The 17795-nt window shown below is 43.8% G+C and carries 13 protein-coding genes and 1 riboswitch; of the genes, 8 read left to right on the top strand and 5 right to left on the bottom strand.

What is annotated here, in order from left to right:
- Positions 1–87: 87 nt before the first annotated feature.
- The gene (gene lysC / locus L3V35_RS21020) at positions 88–1455 is read right to left on the bottom strand and encodes a lysine-sensitive aspartokinase 3 (protein ID WP_054547888.1); all 1368 of its coding nucleotides are present in this window, start codon (positions 1453–1455) and stop codon (positions 88–90) included.
- Between the two features lie 109 nt (positions 1456–1564).
- A riboswitch (Lysine riboswitch) is annotated at positions 1565–1742 on the bottom strand.
- A 176-nt stretch (positions 1743–1918) separates the two neighbouring features.
- On the opposite strand from lysC, the gene L3V35_RS21015 reads away from it, so the two are divergent.
- A complete protein-coding gene (locus L3V35_RS21015) occupies positions 1919–3058 on the top strand; it encodes an alanine--glyoxylate aminotransferase family protein (RefSeq protein ID WP_004735978.1) in 1140 nt (379 codons plus the stop codon).
- 104 nt (positions 3059–3162) lie between these two features.
- On the opposite strand, the gene L3V35_RS21010 is transcribed toward L3V35_RS21015, so the two are convergent.
- From L3V35_RS21010 to L3V35_RS20995, 4 genes are all read right to left on the bottom strand, one after another.
- Positions 3163–4935 carry a PglL family O-oligosaccharyltransferase gene (locus tag L3V35_RS21010; RefSeq protein ID WP_054547887.1) on the bottom strand — a complete coding sequence of 591 codons (1773 nt, stop codon included), beginning with the start codon at positions 4933–4935 and terminating at the stop codon, positions 3163–3165.
- 96 nt (positions 4936–5031) lie between these two features.
- Positions 5032–7863: an excinuclease ABC subunit UvrA gene (uvrA, locus tag L3V35_RS21005; protein WP_237300570.1), complete on the bottom strand. Its 2832-nt coding sequence runs from the start codon at positions 7861–7863 to the stop codon at positions 5032–5034.
- 247 nt (positions 7864–8110) lie between these two features.
- Positions 8111–8983: a UTP--glucose-1-phosphate uridylyltransferase GalU gene (gene galU, locus L3V35_RS21000; RefSeq protein ID WP_004735975.1), complete on the bottom strand. Its 873-nt coding sequence runs from the start codon at positions 8981–8983 to the stop codon at positions 8111–8113.
- 157 nt (positions 8984–9140) lie between these two features.
- Entirely contained in the window at positions 9141–9788 is a 648-nt protein-coding gene (locus tag L3V35_RS20995; RefSeq protein WP_054547885.1) for a LuxR C-terminal-related transcriptional regulator, read from the bottom strand.
- 279 nt (positions 9789–10067) lie between these two features.
- Here L3V35_RS20995 and L3V35_RS20990 point away from each other — a divergent pair, with 279 nt between their 5' ends.
- From L3V35_RS20990 to L3V35_RS20960, 7 genes are all read left to right on the top strand, one after another.
- Positions 10068–10634: a single-stranded DNA-binding protein gene (locus L3V35_RS20990; protein WP_017078845.1), complete on the top strand. Its 567-nt coding sequence runs from the start codon at positions 10068–10070 to the stop codon at positions 10632–10634.
- Positions 10635–10795: 161 nt separating this feature from the next.
- A complete protein-coding gene (gene csrD, locus L3V35_RS20985; RefSeq protein WP_054547883.1) occupies positions 10796–12811 on the top strand; it encodes an RNase E specificity factor CsrD in 2016 nt (671 codons plus the stop codon).
- A 2-nt stretch (positions 12812–12813) separates the two neighbouring features.
- Positions 12814–14256: a hypothetical protein gene (locus L3V35_RS20980; protein WP_054547882.1), complete on the top strand. Its 1443-nt coding sequence runs from the start codon at positions 12814–12816 to the stop codon at positions 14254–14256.
- Positions 14256–14903, top strand: coding sequence for a type 4a pilus biogenesis protein PilO (gene pilO, locus L3V35_RS20975; protein WP_054547881.1), 648 nt, complete (start codon positions 14256–14258; stop codon positions 14901–14903). Before L3V35_RS20980 ends, pilO begins: the two co-directional genes overlap by 1 nt.
- Positions 14896–15228: a hypothetical protein gene (locus tag L3V35_RS20970; RefSeq protein ID WP_004735948.1), complete on the top strand. Its 333-nt coding sequence runs from the start codon at positions 14896–14898 to the stop codon at positions 15226–15228. The genes pilO and L3V35_RS20970 overlap by 8 nt, the downstream gene beginning before the upstream one ends.
- Positions 15229–15243: 15 nt before the next feature.
- Positions 15244–16902: a pilus (MSHA type) biogenesis protein MshL gene (mshL, locus tag L3V35_RS20965; RefSeq protein WP_054547880.1), complete on the top strand. Its 1659-nt coding sequence runs from the start codon at positions 15244–15246 to the stop codon at positions 16900–16902.
- Between the two features lie 52 nt (positions 16903–16954).
- Positions 16955–17794 (top strand): AAA family ATPase, encoded by an 840-nt coding sequence (locus tag L3V35_RS20960; protein ID WP_054547879.1) that lies wholly within the window; start codon positions 16955–16957, stop codon positions 17792–17794.
- Position 17795 lies beyond the last annotated feature (1 nt).

The following is a 17795-nucleotide window of genomic DNA, read 5'->3' as shown; positions in this document are numbered from 1 at the left end:
TGATTCGTAAAAATAAGAGGGTTGCTTAAGAGCAACCCTTTTTGTATCTGTCGTTTGGTGATTTTAACTAATCGAGCAACCGTCGTTTTATTCAAACAGCTCTTGATGCAGTTTTTGAATCGCTAACTTGGAGACAGATTCATCAAGCAAGAAGCACAGGTTGTGTGGGCTCGCTCCGTAACAAATCATACGTAGGTTGAAGTCTTCAAGCGTGCCGAATACTTGCTTCGCATAGCCTTTGCTTTCACTCATGTTGTTGCCAATAAGAGCAACAAGGCATAGGTCGTGTTCAATATCCACAGAACACAGCTCTTCAAGCTCAATTCGAGCGGCTTCTGGTAACTGAGGAGCACCACCTGATGTATCTGTTTGATCGAGTGTCAGTGAGACACTGATCTCTGAGGTAGTGATAAGATCGACAGAGATCTTATGCTTAGCCAGGATCTCGAACACTTTTGCGAGGAAGCCATAAGCATGGAACATATTGGCGCTGCGTAGCGTAACCATGGTTTGGTTGCAGCGTAGGGCAAGCGCTCTGAACAGAGGGGAGCTTTCAACTTGTTGACGAATCCATGTGCCACCGAGCTCTGGTGCTTTTGATGAGCCGACAAATACCGGGATTTGATGGCGTAGTGCCGGGACTAGAGTCGAAGGGTGTAATATCTTCGCGCCAAAGTTTGCCATTTCCGATGCTTCGCTGAAGCTGATCTCTGGGATAGGAGATGCTTTCGATGCGATACGTGGATCCGTGGTGTAGATGCCCGGAACATCAGTCCAGATTTCTAAACCAATCGCTTGTACAGATTCTGCAATCAGTGCCGCTGAGTAATCACTACCACCACGACCTAACGTTGTGGTGTTACCTTCGCTATCGGCGCCGATAAAGCCTTGGGTAACGACAACTTGCTGTTGGCATAGTGGAATCAATTTCTGTTGTGCTAAGGCTGCAATATCTTTTAACTGTGGTTCTGCTTTGCCGAAGTCACCATTGGTGCGCATCACTTCTCTGATATCAAAACGGACAGCGGGTGTGCCACGCTCGCGAATGATTTGAGCGAGGATATGTGTCGACATCAATTCGCCACATGCCACTAGGTGGTCAGTCAGCTTTGTGCTTACTTGGAACGATGCTGCTTCGGCTGCACTCGCAATGTCATCGAGAATGCAGTGCACATCTTTTTCAATGCTAATTGGGTCAGCTAGCTGATCAAGAATCGCGTTATGAATGTCAGTCAATTGCGTCAATAATTCCTGACGACGAGTTTTGTCTTGGACACCATTCGCTAGCTCAACCAGCAAGTTGGTGACGCCTGAGCACGCGCTGCTCACAACCAGTTTCGTATTCGAGTTATTTTCAATAATGGCAGCACAACGGCTCATTGCTTCAAAGTTGGCAACACTTGTTCCACCAAACTTAGCGACATTAAAAGAACCAGCTACATTAGATGCACTCACGATATATCTCCCACGACTTCCTAAAATAAAATTATGGTTGGGTAATCCAACGTCCGATGTTTTTCGAAGAGAGTATTTAGAGCAAAAAGAGAGGAATTATTAGAATAGTAACCTCAGAAGCTCTTCACCATATAGAAATGGCGACAGTTGCCGGGATTCAGCCCGCTCAACCGATAATAAAGGTCCTGCATCCTTTTATTATCTCGGCACTGCTCCCCCTTGATGCTTTGTATTGGAAATGCGGTTCCACAAAACATCTGCCTGGGCAGTGCTCCTCTTCTGCTAGATAGCCATTTCATTGAACGTGTTTGCGGTAATAATGTCAATCCGTAACTGGAGATATTTAAAAAATAATTTTAACAATTATGTGACACTGGTGTGACCTCAATACTTTTAGCTAATTGCTGACGGTATCGATTTGCTTTAGGGTGGATTGTTCACAACATTAACGTAAGGGATGTACATGTCTAATTTAACACTCACTACTGCTATCGAGAGCTTTTATCCGCCACACCGAACGTTAATGGGGCCGGGGCCTTCAGACATTTCTCCTCAAGTTTTACAGGCCTTAAGCCGTCCTACTATTGGTCACCTCGACCCGTTATTTATCGCGATGATGGATGAACTGAAACAACTTCTTAAGTATGCATTCCAAACAGAGAATGAATTTACTATTGCTGTTTCTGCGCCCGGCAGTGCAGGTATGGAAACCTGTTTTGTTAACTTGATTGAGCCCGGTGAGAAGGTGATTGTTTGTCGCAATGGCGTTTTTGGTGAACGTATGCGAGAGAATGTTGTGCGCTGTGGTGGTGAAGCGATCCTTGTAGATGACGAGTGGGGCAAGCCCGTTTCCGTTGAAAAGGTCGAAAAGGCATTGGCAGAAAACCCTGATGCTGTTGCCGTCGCATTTGTGCATGCAGAGACGTCTACTGGAGCGTTATCGGATGCTCAAGCGATTTCAGCAGTCGCTCGTCAGTTTGATGCGTTGTCGATTGTGGATGCGGTGACGTCATTAGGTGGTGTGCCATTGTTGGTTGATGAATGGCAACTCGATGCGGTGTATTCAGGTAGTCAAAAGTGTCTATCTTGCGTTCCTGGCCTGTCTCCGGTGACTTTCTCTCAACGTGCGGTTGAGAAGATGAAGGCGCGTCAAACGCCGGTACAAAGCTGGTTCCTAGATCAAAGCTTAGTACTGGGTTACTGGAGTGGAGAAGGCAAGCGTAGCTACCACCATACGGCACCCGTGAATAGCCTGTATGCTCTGCATGAGTCGTTGGTTTTATTGAAAAATGAAGGCCTGGATAATGCGTGGTCACGTCACCATGCGATGCACCAAGAGCTTAAAGAAGGTGTAGAAGCACTAGGATTAAAGTTTGTGGTTGATGAAGAGAGTCGTCTTCCGCAGCTCAATGCGCTTTATTTCCCTGAAGGAATCGATGAAGCCAAAATCAGAACACAACTTCTAGAAGAATATAACCTTGAAATTGGCGCGGGACTTGGTTCTTTGGCTGGCAAGGCTTGGCGTATTGGTTTAATGGGTTATGGCGCTCGAAAAGAGAATGTCGCTTTGTGCTTAAAAGCGTTGCAAGACGTTTTAAAATAGCGGTAATAAACTCAAGTTCAAAAGAAAAGCGCACGAGAGATCGTGCGCTTTTTTGTGTCTAGACTAAACGTCAATATGGTGAATTAACTCTAGATTTCTTGGCGTCATTTAGCAGAAGAAATGTTATTTTCAGCTTCTGATATTTTCTTATATTGAACCTTGGAAAAGTCTCTATTTGGGAACAAGAAGCTCGCTTCACTACGAATTTGTTCTGCTTTACTGTGATCGCCCAATCCTTGATATGCAAGAATCAGGTTGCTGTAGAAAGCAGGCCTTGGCTTTCGTTTTATGATCTCTAACGACCAATCTATATAAGGTTGGATCAAGCTAGGATCAGCTTTGTAGAGGCCGATATTTAGATAGGTGCTGTATACGTCCCAATCATAGCGATCTTTCCAGACTACAGGATTTGTTACCTGCTTAAGAATATCCGGGTTTCTGGGTTTAGAAAGTTCAAATTGAGTCAGGACATAATTGGTATGCAGCGCGCTCAACATATAGAAGCTCACCAAGATCGGAATCACTAAGCTAGACACTCTAAATAGGGTTTTACTGACGATACTAAACGACCGTTGATAGTGCCGAGAAGAGCGTTGATCAACCCAGTAAATCAATATGATGAATGTTATCCAATGAATCGCAGAATGATAAAAAGGATACTCGAGCTGAGAGTGTAAGAGTATAGGAATAAATAGCGCGAACAGTGCTAGACGTGTTCCCTTCGTTGAGCTTGCTATACGTGACATGACTAAAAACGCAGCAATCAAGATCCCGATGATTGGTACAATTCCCCCTTCTACTCCCCAAAAAAGGAACTCATTGTGAGGGTGATCCATTGAAGGAAGGCCGGGTTGATAATTTGGGTTGAGTTGATGCTGGCGAGCTGTGTATAGCGTGTACTCGGATTCGAACTTCCCGTAGCCATACCCTGTAAATGGCTTTTCTATCATCATGTCCAACGCTTGTGGGAATATATATCCTCGAGCATCTTCTAAATGAGAACGACTGGCTTTTTGGCTCGCTAAACTATCTACAGACTGTAAGCTAATGATGGTAAAACCAACAACAACCCCAAGTAGAACTGAACTGCACCATCCGTAAAATCGCTTCTTAGTCGAGAATTTGTATAGGTAAGGCAGAATGCAGACAAACCCGATTACGGCAGCCAACCATCCTGTACGTGATGCGATGATGATCAGCAAAGGTACGGTTAAGGTTGGTGTTAGGTATAGTAAGAACGACTCGCTAATTTTGTGATTATATTTAGCGGGCTGTCTCGCTAAAAGATACGCTGAAAGCACAAAACCAGTAGCTAAAAAGCTAGCCATTACATTCGGTTGTTGGAATATCCCATAAGGTCGATTAGCCGCAGTGTTGTAACCAAATAGATTGCCGGGTTCCAGTAAGAAATATTGCACGTAACCAAAGAGTGCTTGTATAACCACAGCAAGCACAATGAACCACAGCATGCGTTGCTTGTGTTTATTGCTGAACTTAAATTGCTGAAGTACGACGAATAAAGCGAAGCCCGCCCACAATCCCAGTAGTCGACCAGATGCTGCTTGAGGAAAGGCGTTACTGTAGAGCGTGGGTAGCGTAAGTATCACGCAACTGATCAGCAAGCCAACGGTTAACTTGGAATATTTGAGTACTCGGTTAGTCGCGAGTTGGTAGAAGCCAATTGCTAACGTAAAGCTAAGAGCTAACCAAGTGGTTGGGTTAAACGATAACGCAAGGCCTGAGCCTCCAGGATTCGGCATGAAAAAATGCATGGCTAACAAGAATACAACAGCTAAAGAAGCCAGAAATGCTTTATTGAGTGGTAGCTGAGTTACCTGATTTTCTAGTTGGGTACCACTAGTGTGTATTGTTGCCATAAATCCCTAACCTTATAAAAACAGAGCTTGTTCTTTCTGAAACAAGCTCTGTTACTTTAACATTTTTCTGTCTGCTCGCAGGGCGCTATTTTACACCTACTTCAAATTTAACATAGGCTTAAGGAAGCGAGCGGTGTGTGAACCTTCGACTAACGCCACATCTTCAGGTGTACCTTCTGCAACAATCTCACCACCACCTTGACCACCTTCAGGACCAAGGTCTAAGATCCAGTCTGCTGTTTTGACGACATCGAGGTTGTGCTCAATCACGACAACCGTATTACCGTGATCACGCAGCCTATGTAATACCGTCAATAGCTGCTGGATATCGTGGAAATGAAGACCTGTTGTTGGTTCATCAAGAATGTATAAGGTTTTTCCCGTGTCTCGTTTAGACAATTCACGCGCTAATTTAACACGCTGCGCTTCACCACCAGATAAGGTTGTCGCTGCTTGTCCGAGGCGAATGTAGGAAAGGCCAACATCCATCAATGTTTGCAGCTTACGAGCGATAACAGGAACAGGGTTGAAGTATTCTCGAGCATCTTCCACTGTCATCTCTAGAACTTCGTCAATGGTTTTGCCTTTGTAGCGAACTTCTAAAGTTTCACGGTTATAACGCTTACCTTTACACACATCACACGGCACATACACATCTGGCAAGAAGTGCATCTCTACTTTGATGACACCGTCTCCCTGACACGCTTCACAGCGACCACCACGAACGTTAAAACTGAATCGACCTGGCTTGTAGCCACGAGATCGTGATTCTTGGGTACCGGCAAATAACTCACGAATTGGCGTGAAAATACCAGTGTAGGTTGCAGGGTTTGATCTAGGGGTGCGACCGATAGGGCTTTGATCAATATCGATCACTTTGTCGAAATGCTCTAAGCCTTTTATCTTTTTGTGCTGCGCCGGAACTGCGGTTGTAGCACCGTTTAATTGAGTGTGGGCAACTTTAAAGAAGGTGTCATTGATTAGTGTGGATTTACCTGACCCCGATACCCCCGTAATACAGCTGAACAAGCCTACAGGGATCGTCGCAGTGACATTCTTTAGGTTGTTCCCCGTTGCGCCAACGATCTCGACGACCTTTTTCTTGTCGATAGGCGTTCTTTGTTTTGGTATCGCAATTTCTTTGGCGCCGCTCAGGTATTGCCCGGTTAAAGAATTCGGGTTTTCGATGATGTCTTGCATGGTGCCTTCTGCGACCACGTGTCCACCATGCACACCCGCACCTGGGCCGATATCGATAACATGGTCAGCACAACGGATTGCGTCTTCATCATGTTCAACAACAAGCACGGTATTTCCTAAGTCTCTGAGGTGAACCAAAGTTTGCAGTAGACGTTCATTATCACGCTGGTGGAGGCCAATTGATGGTTCATCGAGTACATACATAACACCCACTAAACCAGCACCAATTTGACTTGCGAGACGAATCCGTTGCGCTTCACCACCAGACAGTGTTTCAGCACTGCGTGATAGGTTCAGGTAATTCAAACCAACGTTCACTAAGAAATGCAGACGATCATTGATCTCTTTCATTACTTTATCAGCGATCTGACCACGCTGACCGCTGAGCGATAAGTTTTGGAAAAAATCTAGTGCATCAGCAATGCTGAGCTGAACGATTTCGGGCAGTGTGGTATCGCCAATGAAGACATTTCGAGCTTCTAATCTTAAGCGCGTACCATCACAGCTAGAACATGATTTCGTTGATATGTACTTGGCAAGATCTTCACGCACCGCGCTAGATTCAGTGTCGCGGTAGCGACGTTCTAGCGTATTTAAAATACCTTCAAATGGGTGACGCTTGACTCGGATATCACCACGATCATTGATGTATTTGAATTCCACTTCAGTACGCCCTGAGCCTTTAAGAATGATCTCTTGAGTCTTTTTAGGCAGAGAGTTGAATGGTACATACAGATCAAAGCCATAATGGTCTGATAGCGATGTTAGCATCTGAAAATAGTAATAGTTCTTCTGATCCCAGCCTTTTATCGCACCTTCTGCAATGCTTAGGTTTTCATCTAAAATCACTCGACTTGGATCAAAATATTGTTGAACACCAAGTCCATCACAAGTACCACATGCACCAGCAGGGTTGTTAAATGAGAATAGGCGCGGCTCAAGTTCTTGCATGCTGTAGCCACACTTTGGACAAGCGAAGTTTGCAGAGAAAACGATCTCTTCTTGCTCTGCGTCATCCATCCAACCGACAACAGCGATACCACCAGATAGCTCTAATGTGGTCTCGAATGACTCGGCTAAACGTTGTTGAAGATCAGGACGAACCTTGAATCTGTCTACCACGACTTCAATGGTGTGCTTCTTGTGCAGTTCCAATGTGGGTGGATCGGACAAATCACAGGTCTCTCCATCAATACGAGCTCGGATAAAGCCTTGCGCAGCTAGGTTTTCCAGTGTCTTTACATGCTCACCTTTACGTTCTTTGACGATCGGTGCCATCAGCATCATCTTTGAGCCTTCAGGCAGTTCTAATACCTTGTCGACCATTTGGCTGATGGTTTGCGCTGCGAGGGGGATATTGTGATCAGGGCAGCGTGGCTCGCCGACTCGCGCGTAAAGCAGTCTTAGATAGTCATAGACTTCAGTGATGGTACCGACGGTTGAACGAGGGTTGTGAGAGGTCGATTTTTGTTCGATGGAGATGGCTGGAGATAAACCTTCGATGTGGTCGACATCGGGTTTTTCCATAAGAGATAGAAATTGACGGGCGTAAGCCGACAAAGACTCAACATAACGACGTTGACCTTCCGCATAGAGGGTATCAAACGCAAGTGACGACTTTCCTGAACCTGATAAACCGGTGATAACCGTCAGCTTATCACGGGGTATGGTTAGGTTAATGTCTTTGAGGTTATGCGTACGAGCGCCTCTAATTTCTATTTTATCCATCTCAATAGACCATGTAATTTTAAGTGGCTAAAGTATTACATAGAGTGAGATTTGTGCAAAGTTTTACTGGATAAAAAAACAGTAAACAAAAAAAGGGCGACTCTTTTGAGTCACCCTTGGAATCATTTAATATGCTGTTAACCAACCGCTAATTGCTGTTAACTCAATAGCTCAATAGCTCAATAGCTAAATAGCTAAATAGTTAAACCGCTCAGTAGCTAAACAGTGAGTAAGCCAAAATTAGCGGTTAAGCTTCTTTTGTTGTTGAGTGCTTACCTAGCTCAATTTGTTGCTGGTCTTTTTTGTATAGGTTTTCAAAGCAGTAATTTGTTGCTTCGATGTAGCCTTCAACACTACCGCAGTCAAAACGTTGGCCTTTAAATTTGTAAGCTAATACACAACCTGCTTTTGCTTGTTTTAGCAATGCATCAGTGATTTGGATTTCGCCGCCTTTGCCTGGTTCAGTCTGCTCGATAAGCTCAAAGATATCTGGAGTCAGAATGTAGCGGCCAATGATTGCTAGGTTGCTTGGCGCAGTGCCTGGTTCTGGTTTTTCTACCATGTCATCAACACGGAAAAGGTCATCTTTAATCATTTCGCCAGAGATAACACCGTATTTGTGTGTTTCGTTTTCAGGTACTTCCTGTACAGCAACGATTGAGCAACGGAATTGTTTGTATAGTGCAACCATTTGAGCCAGTACACCTTGCTGTTCGTTAACACAAAGGTCATCAGCAAGCACTACTGCAAAAGGTTCATCACCCACAAGTTCGCGACCCGTTAAGATAGCGTGGCCAAGGCCTTTCATTTCACGTTGACGAATGTACGTGAAGTTTGCTGCTTCAATCGTCTCACGGATATTGATCAGCAAATCTTCTTTATTGGTGCCGCTGATCTGGTGCTCAAGCTCGTAGTTCTTATCAAAGTGGTCCATCAATGAATGCTTACCACGGCCAGTCACGATGCACATGCCGTCCATACCGGCTTCGATCGCCTCTTCAACGCCGTATTCAATCAGAGGTTTGTTTACGACAGGCATCATTTCTTTCGGCATTGACTTAGTTGCAGGTAAAAAACGTGTACCGTAGCCAGCTGCCGGGAAAAGGCACTTTTTGATCATGGTAAGACCCTTTATCTATAATAATTATGGATTCAACCTGAATGGTTGAAATTTCTGAGGGCAACTCTAGCATAAGTTATGTCGAAAATTCAGCAACAATCCGTATGGTTCACTAGAGTTTTCCTCAAAATTATCGTCAGTTTAAGAGGCTGATCAATTATGCAAGCAAGTTCTGGTTTGCCCATGCAATAGCTTGGACTCTATTCTTAACGGCTAACTTACGAAATATTTGATAAAGATGAGATTTGACGGTGAATTCGCTAATAAACAAGTCATCGGCTATTTGCGTGTTTGATGAGCCTGATTGAAGGCAGCGAATCACTTGCAGCTCTCTAATTGTTAAGTCGACATTAGTAGGGGTGGTATTGGTGCTCACGATATTTCGATAGTAGAAGAGTAATTGGCTTGCCACTTTTCTAGGTAGCCAGTTGTCTCCATTAATGACCTCTTCAAGTCCCTTCGCTATTTTGGCTTTCTCTTCAGAGTTGTAAAAGAGACCTTTTAATACGCCAAACGTAATCAACTCCGATGTGGGAAGAGCTTTGGGGACATTGAATAAAATGATCTCATGATTTTTCCACATCACAGGTAGATTTGGATGAAGGTTGATTAATCGAGGCACCTCTTTGTAATCAACCAGTAAAATTCGGTTGCTCTGCTTGCGATCAAATAACATCAAATCGTCCGGTGTCATTTTGTAGAGAATAATAGATAAGTGCTTTTCTATCTCTTTTACATGTAGATAGGTGTCGTTTGGGTCGATGCAAATAAAATGCAAAGTGCGAGCGTATCGAGATTTTCTCATTGAAATTCCTTGTTGAACTGGGATGAGATTCCACGTTGTCATGCAGGCCTTCGCTTCTCTACTGCCTTAATAGTGACTTGCGTTGAATATCAATTATCAAAGTAAATGAGTGGTTTGTAAGTGGAGAAAAAAGCAACATCGCTCTGAATATCATGATTTGTTACGTTTTTATTCTTTGTAGTGAGGCGAGAATAGGAATGCGATTTATCACTGCAGAAAAGCATGCTATTCTTGTGCGCTAAAATTTTTCTGAGACTATGAATTTAGACGGAGCAAATCATGGCTAGCCGTGGAGTTAACAAAGTTATATTAGTGGGTAACCTAGGTAATGACCCTGAAATTCGTTACATGCCCAATGGCGGTGCAGTAGCGAACATTACCATTGCAACGTCAGAGTCATGGCGTGATAAAGCAACTGGCGAACAGCGTGAAAAAACAGAATGGCACCGTGTTGCTCTGTTTGGCAAGCTGGCGGAAGTTGCTGGTGAGTACCTACGTAAAGGTTCTCAAGTTTACATTGAAGGTCAACTTCAAACGCGTAAATGGCAAGATCAAAGCGGTCAAGATCGCTACACAACAGAAGTCGTTGTTCAAGGCTTCAACGGTGTAATGCAAATGCTTGGCGGTCGTGCTCAAGGCGGTGCTCCTGCTCAAGGTGGTATGGGTAACAACCAACAGCAAGGTAGTTGGGGTCAGCCACAACAGCCACAACAGCAGCAACAAGCACAGCAACAATACAGTGCTCCAGCTCAACAGCAGCCGAAAGCACCTCAACAAGCTCCTCAGCAGGCTCAACCTCAATATAATGAGCCGCCAATGGATTTTGATGATGACATCCCATTTTAAGCCCTGTTTTTAATATATTATAAAGACAGTATTAAATTGGAAAAAGCCGCGTTTATCGCGGCTTTTTGTTACCTAGAATTCTTAACGCTTTATTTACAACGTCAATTTATAGTATAAGTAGCAATACGGTATAATGTGAGTTGAAAAGGATTTCGTTATTCATGAGATATACCCCGACACTAAAATTGAGCACTCGATTGGTCGCATTTGTCACTGTGATCGTGATCAGTGCGATGTTCATTCTTTTTATTGGTGGCACACTTTCCTTTAAGCGTATCGGACAAGAATATTTAGATCATTATTTGGTTGGTATTGTCGACGTTGTAGATAAAGAGATGGAAGATCCTGACGCCGCGTATTCGATGCAGCGTTGGATGCCTAAGATGTTACAGGCGAGCAATATTGTTGAGATGAAACTCTCGAACCAGACTGGCATCGTTTATCGCTTCAAAGATACCTCCCCACAAATTGATCCCAATCGTCTTTATGAAAGAAGCTTCATTCTAGAGCGCAATGAAGGTTATCGAATCGAGTTTAAAGCATTGCCTCCTTATATTGGTTATAGCTACTCAATGGAAGCAATGTGGTCAATTACTTTGGCGGTTGCATTGATCCTTTTCTGTCTGGCTCGTGGTGTTCGTTGGTTGAAGGAACAGTTGATGGGTTCTGAGATATTGGAAGAGCGAGGAAGAATGATCCTCGCTGGGCAAGTTGAGGCTCATGCAAAGGGAGATGAACTTGAATGGCCATACACGGCAAGTGAAGCCTTGGATGTCTTGATCGAAGAGCTGCAAGATGCTCGTCAAGAAAGAAGCCGCTTCGATACCTTTATTCGTACCCATACCTTCCTAGACAAACTCACAGGGACGGCAAACCGAGTCTTATTCGATAACAAGCTTGAATCGGCTTTGCATGAAAGCGGTGCTCGAGGTGGTGTGTTATTGATACGTATCGACGAATGGGAGCAAGTCCGTGATGCTAATGACAAGCAAATCACTGACGGCTTTATTATCGAAGTTGGCGAAGTATTGTCGAATATTGTTCAACGCTATCCTGATGTTATTTTTTCTCGTTATTACGATGCTGATTTTGCCGTATTTATTCCGCATCAAGGGGCTAAAGATATTGCTACCTTAGCGGCTCAGTGTTTAAGGCAGTTAGACAAGATAACCCCGCCGGAACCTTTAGATTCTGATAATTGGTGCCATATTGGCGTAACCATGTATACCGAAGGTGAGCGTCACAGTCAGATCATGGATGAAACGGAAACAGCATTAAAGAGTGCCCAGCTGGAGCGTATTAATAACTGGAGCCGTTACCCTAAGCAGAATACAAATGAGTTGGATAGAGGCAGTGTTCGTTGGAGAACATTATTGGATAAAGCGCTGCTTCCTGAAAATTTAGTAATCTTTGCTCAGCGATGTTATCTTATGCCGGAATCTGGTCAAGCCAATGAATTACATAGAGAAATATTCACTAGAATTCAGGACCCTGATAAAGGTTTATTGAAATCGTCTCGATTTATGCCTGCGGTAGAGCAAGTGGGTTATCAAGCTCAAATGGACCAATCGGTTCTAAAGGTTTTGTTGAAATCGCTGAAAGAGTCAACTCAGCCTCTCAACTATTCGGTGAATCTGAATGTTACTCCATTTGCGAATAAACAGCATTTTAAGTGGTTTAGAAGTGAGTTATTACAGCTCTCTGCTCAGCATCGCTCTCAGCTTGCGTTTGAGTTTCCTGAAGGGCACTTGATTGCCCACCTTGATTATATGAGACCGGTGGCAAAGATGCTGCGAGGTTTAGGGTGTAAAGTGGTGGTTGGCCAAGCTGGACGAACCATTGTTAGCACTCACTATATAAAGGACTTGAAGGTCAATTACATTAAGCTTCATCGAAGCTTAATAAAGAAAATCGATCAAAGGCATGAGAATCAACTGTTTGTCCGAAGCTTAATTGGGGCATGCGGTGATTCTCCAACTCAAGTTATTGCTGTTGGAGTCGAGACAAAACAAGAAAAGAACACCTTGATAGAGTTAGGCATTAACGGCTATCAAGGGAGATATTTCGACGAAGAACAACAGATTATCCCTTTGCCTAATCAAGCTGAAAAGGTCGCGAAAGCGGAATCTGTTGTGAAAGTTGGACGAAGAAATCGATGGCGTAAGAGTAGTAGTTAACAATGAATTTTAAAGCGATTTTAGACAAGATAAAGCCAACTAATAATAAAGGCAGCTCTCAAGTTGTCATGTTAGGCAACGATGCCATTTATATTTCATCGACAGAACAAGAACCTCAAGTAACTAGCATTCCTGTGGTTAATGGGGACTGGGAGAGTGCGCTAAAAAAATCGCTTAGCAGTGAGGCGTTTACTAGTAATAGCCTCCAGCTGATTGTCTGTGCTAACTACTACCAAACCTACCAAATTGATAAACCGGACATTCCAGAGAGTGAATGGTCGGTTGCCCTGCCTTTTTTACTCAAAGATCTTGTCTCTGAAAGAGTGACTGAAATTGTCGCGAGTGCGGTCGCGTTGCCGACGTCGAATAAGCTGCAAGTGTATGTTCTGCCTAAAAAGCTGTTAGACAAGCTTTTGAATATTGCTAATTCGGTTCAGGTTGAATTAATAGGTGTTGCTCCTGAAGATGAAATCTGGGGTTACAGTGCTGGCGAACTGTCTAATTTCATCCTTTTACAGCGCAGCGCCAATTCACACTTTAAGCTGGGTGCGTTTGTTGAAAATACCGTTTGCTTTCAAAGAACCATCCGTAGTGTTGTTCCACCTTTAACGGGTGTTGCATCAAGCGCTCTGCAGTTAGATGGCCTTGCTCTAGAACTCCAACGCTCGATTGATTACCTTTCTTCTCAAATTAAAGGTACTCAACTTCATCAGTTGAAAATCTGCTGTGATGAGGAAGATGAGTCTGAGTTACAAGGCGCGTTAAATAACACATTGAGTTCGACCGTTTCTCTGCTCGTTGAAGGTGAGCGTGATAATTCAGAGAGTTTGTTGGTTAAGCTTGCGGCTGAAAAAGAGGCTTTTAATGTCAATCTTTACCCTGAACACCTCAAGCCTAAGAAAGAATATTTTACGCTGACGAATGTTGTTGCGAGCTGGGGGCTCGTTTGTGTGCTGCTACTTGGTGGTTACTTTGTAATGCAGTATCAAGCTTCTAATCTAGATAAAACCCTAACAGCTTTGCAACATGACTCGAACCAGCTTAACAAGCAAGTTAACCAATTGAATAGTAAGTTAACTCAGCATAAACCGTCTCCAGAGAAAGTGGCGGCAGTTGCGCGTCTCAAACGTGAGACTCAGGCTAAAAAAGAGGCTTTGAAGGCGGTAGGACAATACGACGAATCACAACAAGTCGGGTATTCTGGCGTCATGAATTCCTTAGCTAAATTAGGCCGAAATGACATCTCTCTTTCGCACATCTACATGACTCACGAGACTTTAGATCTTAGTGGCTTTGCTCGTAACGCAAATGTGGTTCCTAACTGGATTGGTCAGTTTAAAAGTGAGCTTAATTTAGTTGGACGTGCTTTTGAAAAACTAAAAATTGGGCGCAATGATCAGGATGTGGTGACGTTTGAGCTAAGTACTCGCAGGGAGAGTAAATAATGCAGCAGTGGAACCAGCTTAGCGATAAGTTTCTTGCATTAAGTCAGAGAGAAAAATGGCTACTTTTCGTGTGTGGTTTTGTTGGCCTATCTATGTTGTTGTTCACCTTGTTGGTTGAGCCAGCGTATCTCGATTTACAGGCTAAAAATGCTAAGACGATGAATCTGACTCAGGCAAACCAGAGACAGCAAGGTGAGTTGCTCGTTCTTCAAGCTAAGTTAAACAAAGATCCAGACAAAGACATTAATCGAGAGTACAAAAAACTGCTGGTGGAGAGCCAAGATCTGTCACTTCAGCTTTCCCAGATTGTCGATGGACTGATCACGCCTTCTCAAATGTCTCAACTATTGGAGACTGTTCTTAATGCCGGAAATGGACTTAAGCTCGAATCGCTAGAGTCGTTAAAACCAGAAGCAATTTCGAATAATCAAGAGACCAGTGAATATTCAGGCTACTTTCTTCACCCTGTAAGAATGGAATTAACGGGCAGTTACTTTGATATTTCCGCTTATCTTCAAGCGCTTGAGTCTCTTCCTGTCAGTTATTACTGGCGCACATTTCAGTATTCGGTCGAAGAATACCCTAAAGCTCGACTGGTGTTTGAGGTTTACACACTAGGTACTAGACAGGAGTTTATCGGTGGTTAGAACTCTTTTGTTGTCATTACTTTTTAGTAGCCAAATGGCTTGGGCCGAACAGGATCCTACGGCGCCATTAGGCTGGTTGACGCCACAACAAAAAACAACGTCAGCTAAAAAGGCGCCAACTCGTTATCGCTTACCTTCTCTAGAAAGCATTGTGTGCAAAGGCGATACACCTTGCTATGCCATTATGAATGGTCAGATTCTCGGTCAAGGAGAAACGATCAGAGGGTACCGAGTTAAGAACATAGATCCAGAATACGTCACTCTGCAGAGAAGCTCTAAGCAGTGGAAATTAGAGATGTTCTCTTTAGATGTTAAGAATAATTAAGGTTAGAGTGAAGACATGCGTAAACTTGTAGTAGCAATCCTAGTGTCATCTTTAGTCGGCTGTTCGATGGGACATAGAGATCCCGTTGAGATCAAAGAGTCTTTAAACGAATCAATTAATGAAGCGAATAGCAAAGCGCTTCGTGATCTTCCTTCGTCGGTACAAGATGACCTGATGCCTCAGCTTAATTCGGATGCCATGTCTCCGGGTATGGAAACCGTTAAGCGTTTTCGTATTCAAGCTAAAGGTGTTGAAGCGAGAACCTTTTTTGCTAGCTTGGTAAAAGGCACTGAATACAGCGCGGCTATTCACCCAAGCGTTGCCGGGAAGCTGACTTTAAACCTGACAGATGTGACGTTAGATGAAGTGTTGGCTGTTGCTCAGGATATGTATGGCTACGATATAGAAAAACGTGGCAAAGTTATTCAGATTTACCCTGCTGGTCTACGCACAGTGACGATCCCAGTTGATTACTTACAAGTGAAGCGTTCAGGTCGTTCATTGACGACCATCACCACCGGAACGATCACGACTTCTGATTCGAATTCATCGAGCTCTTCAAGCTCGAACTCAAACTCGTCAAATTCATCTAACTCATCGAATTCGACATCGAATGGCGGTACAGAGATTGAAACGACCTCTGAAAGTGATTTCTGGCCACAGCTTGAAGCGGCAGTTGCTCACCTCATTGGTTCTGGTGATGGGCAAAGCGTAGTGGTAACGCCGCAAGCCAGTGTGATTACGGTTCGTGCTTACCCTGACGAAATTCGTGAGGTTCGAGAGTTCTTAGGTATTTCTCAGAAGCGTTTGCAGCGCCAAGTTATCTTGGAAGCCAAAATCATGGAAGTGACCTTAAGTGATGGCTATCAACAAGGCATCAACTGGACCAAGATGTTCTCGTCGAATGGTACTAACTATACGATAGGTATGGGCTCTATTGTTAAAGATGCCGCTGGTGCGATTATCCCAAGTACATTGCCAGGCATGGACCCAATCGGCGCTGCTTTAGGTGGTCAATCTAACCTTGTTGTCTCTGGTGGTAGCTTTGAGGCGGTATTGAGTTTCATGGGTACACAGGGTGACTTGAACGTCCTATCTAGCCCAAGGGTGACTGCTGCGAATAACCAAAAAGCAGTGATAAAAGTGGGTACCGACGAATACTACGTAACTGACTTATCAAGTGCAGTTGGTAGTGGTGATAACGCGAATGTGGCCCCTGAGGTTGAGTTAACCCCATTCTTCTCTGGTATTTCTCTGGATGTGACCCCTCAGATCGATGATAAAGGCAGTGTGTTTTTACATGTTCATCCTGCCGTTATTGAGGTTGCAGAAGAGGTGAAAGAGCTTAACCTTGGTTCAACTACAGGCATTGTTTCACTTCCATTGGCAAAAAGCTCTATTCGTGAATCTGACTCAGTGATTCGTGCGCAAGATGGTGATGTTGTGGTGATTGGTGGGTTAATGAAATCAAACACCAGTGATATCACGTCGAAAGTACCATTCCTTGGCGATATCCCAGCACTCGGTCATTTGTTCCGTAATACCAGTCAGTTGACGCAAAAAACTGAGTTAGTGATCTTACTAAAACCAACGATTGTTGGCGTGAATACTTGGCAAACTGAGTTAGAACGCTCTCGAGATCTGCTGCAGCAGTGGTTCCCTGATGAAGAGTAATCGCTTATTTTCTCAATGTAGATTGGCAGCATCTAACTAAGCTAGGTCACTTATGTATCAAGCTCACTTTGGTTTTGAACAACTGCCATTTACTTTAACGCCGAATACCGATTTATTTTATGGTTTAGCGCCTCATTTCGAAGCGATTCAAACGGTGATCTCGGCGTTAGAAATGGGCGAGGGCGTGATTAAGGTCACCGGAGAGGTTGGTACTGGAAAAACCATGGTTTGTCGGATGTTGGTCAATCACCTAAATGGTTGTACTGCTCTTATTTACCTACCAAACCCTGTGCTCTCTGGTGTTGATTTACGCCAAGCCGTTGCTAAAGAGCTGGGTTTGACTATCGATAATGAAGCAACCTTAGTTGATAACATTCAGCATAAGCTCATTGAGTTACACAACTCAGGTTTAAGAGTGGTAGCGATTCTTGATGAGGCTCAAGCTCTATCGGATGAAGCTCTCGAAACATTAAGGTTGTTCGGTAACCTTGAAACTGAAGATAAAAAACTGCTGCAAATTGTTTTATTAGGGCAGCCTGAGTTGGATGCTCGATTAGAGGCTTATCATCTTAGGCAGTTTCGTCAAAGAATTACGTTTAGTTCAACACTGAGGCCACTGACTCTCGATGAAACGGTAGCGTATATTGATAATCGGATTGCTAAATCTGGTGGTAATCCTGAATTGTTCAGTTTGAATCAAAAAAAGGCGATTTGTCGCTCATCGTTAGGTATTCCAAGATTGATAAATCAACTATGCCATAAGGCTCTTTTGCTCTCGTTCAGTGAAGATAAGAAAAGTATCGACAACCAGCACCTGTTTTCAGCCATGCATGAAACTTACGATGTATGTAAGCCTAAATTTAAAACGCCAATACTGTGGGGTTGGAATTAAT

Source organism: Vibrio sp. L5-1 (assembly GCF_021728315.1).
In the GTDB taxonomy this organism is placed as follows: domain Bacteria; phylum Pseudomonadota; class Gammaproteobacteria; order Enterobacterales; family Vibrionaceae; genus Vibrio; species Vibrio splendidus_K.
This window is presented reverse-complemented; position numbering and strand designations above follow the sequence as displayed.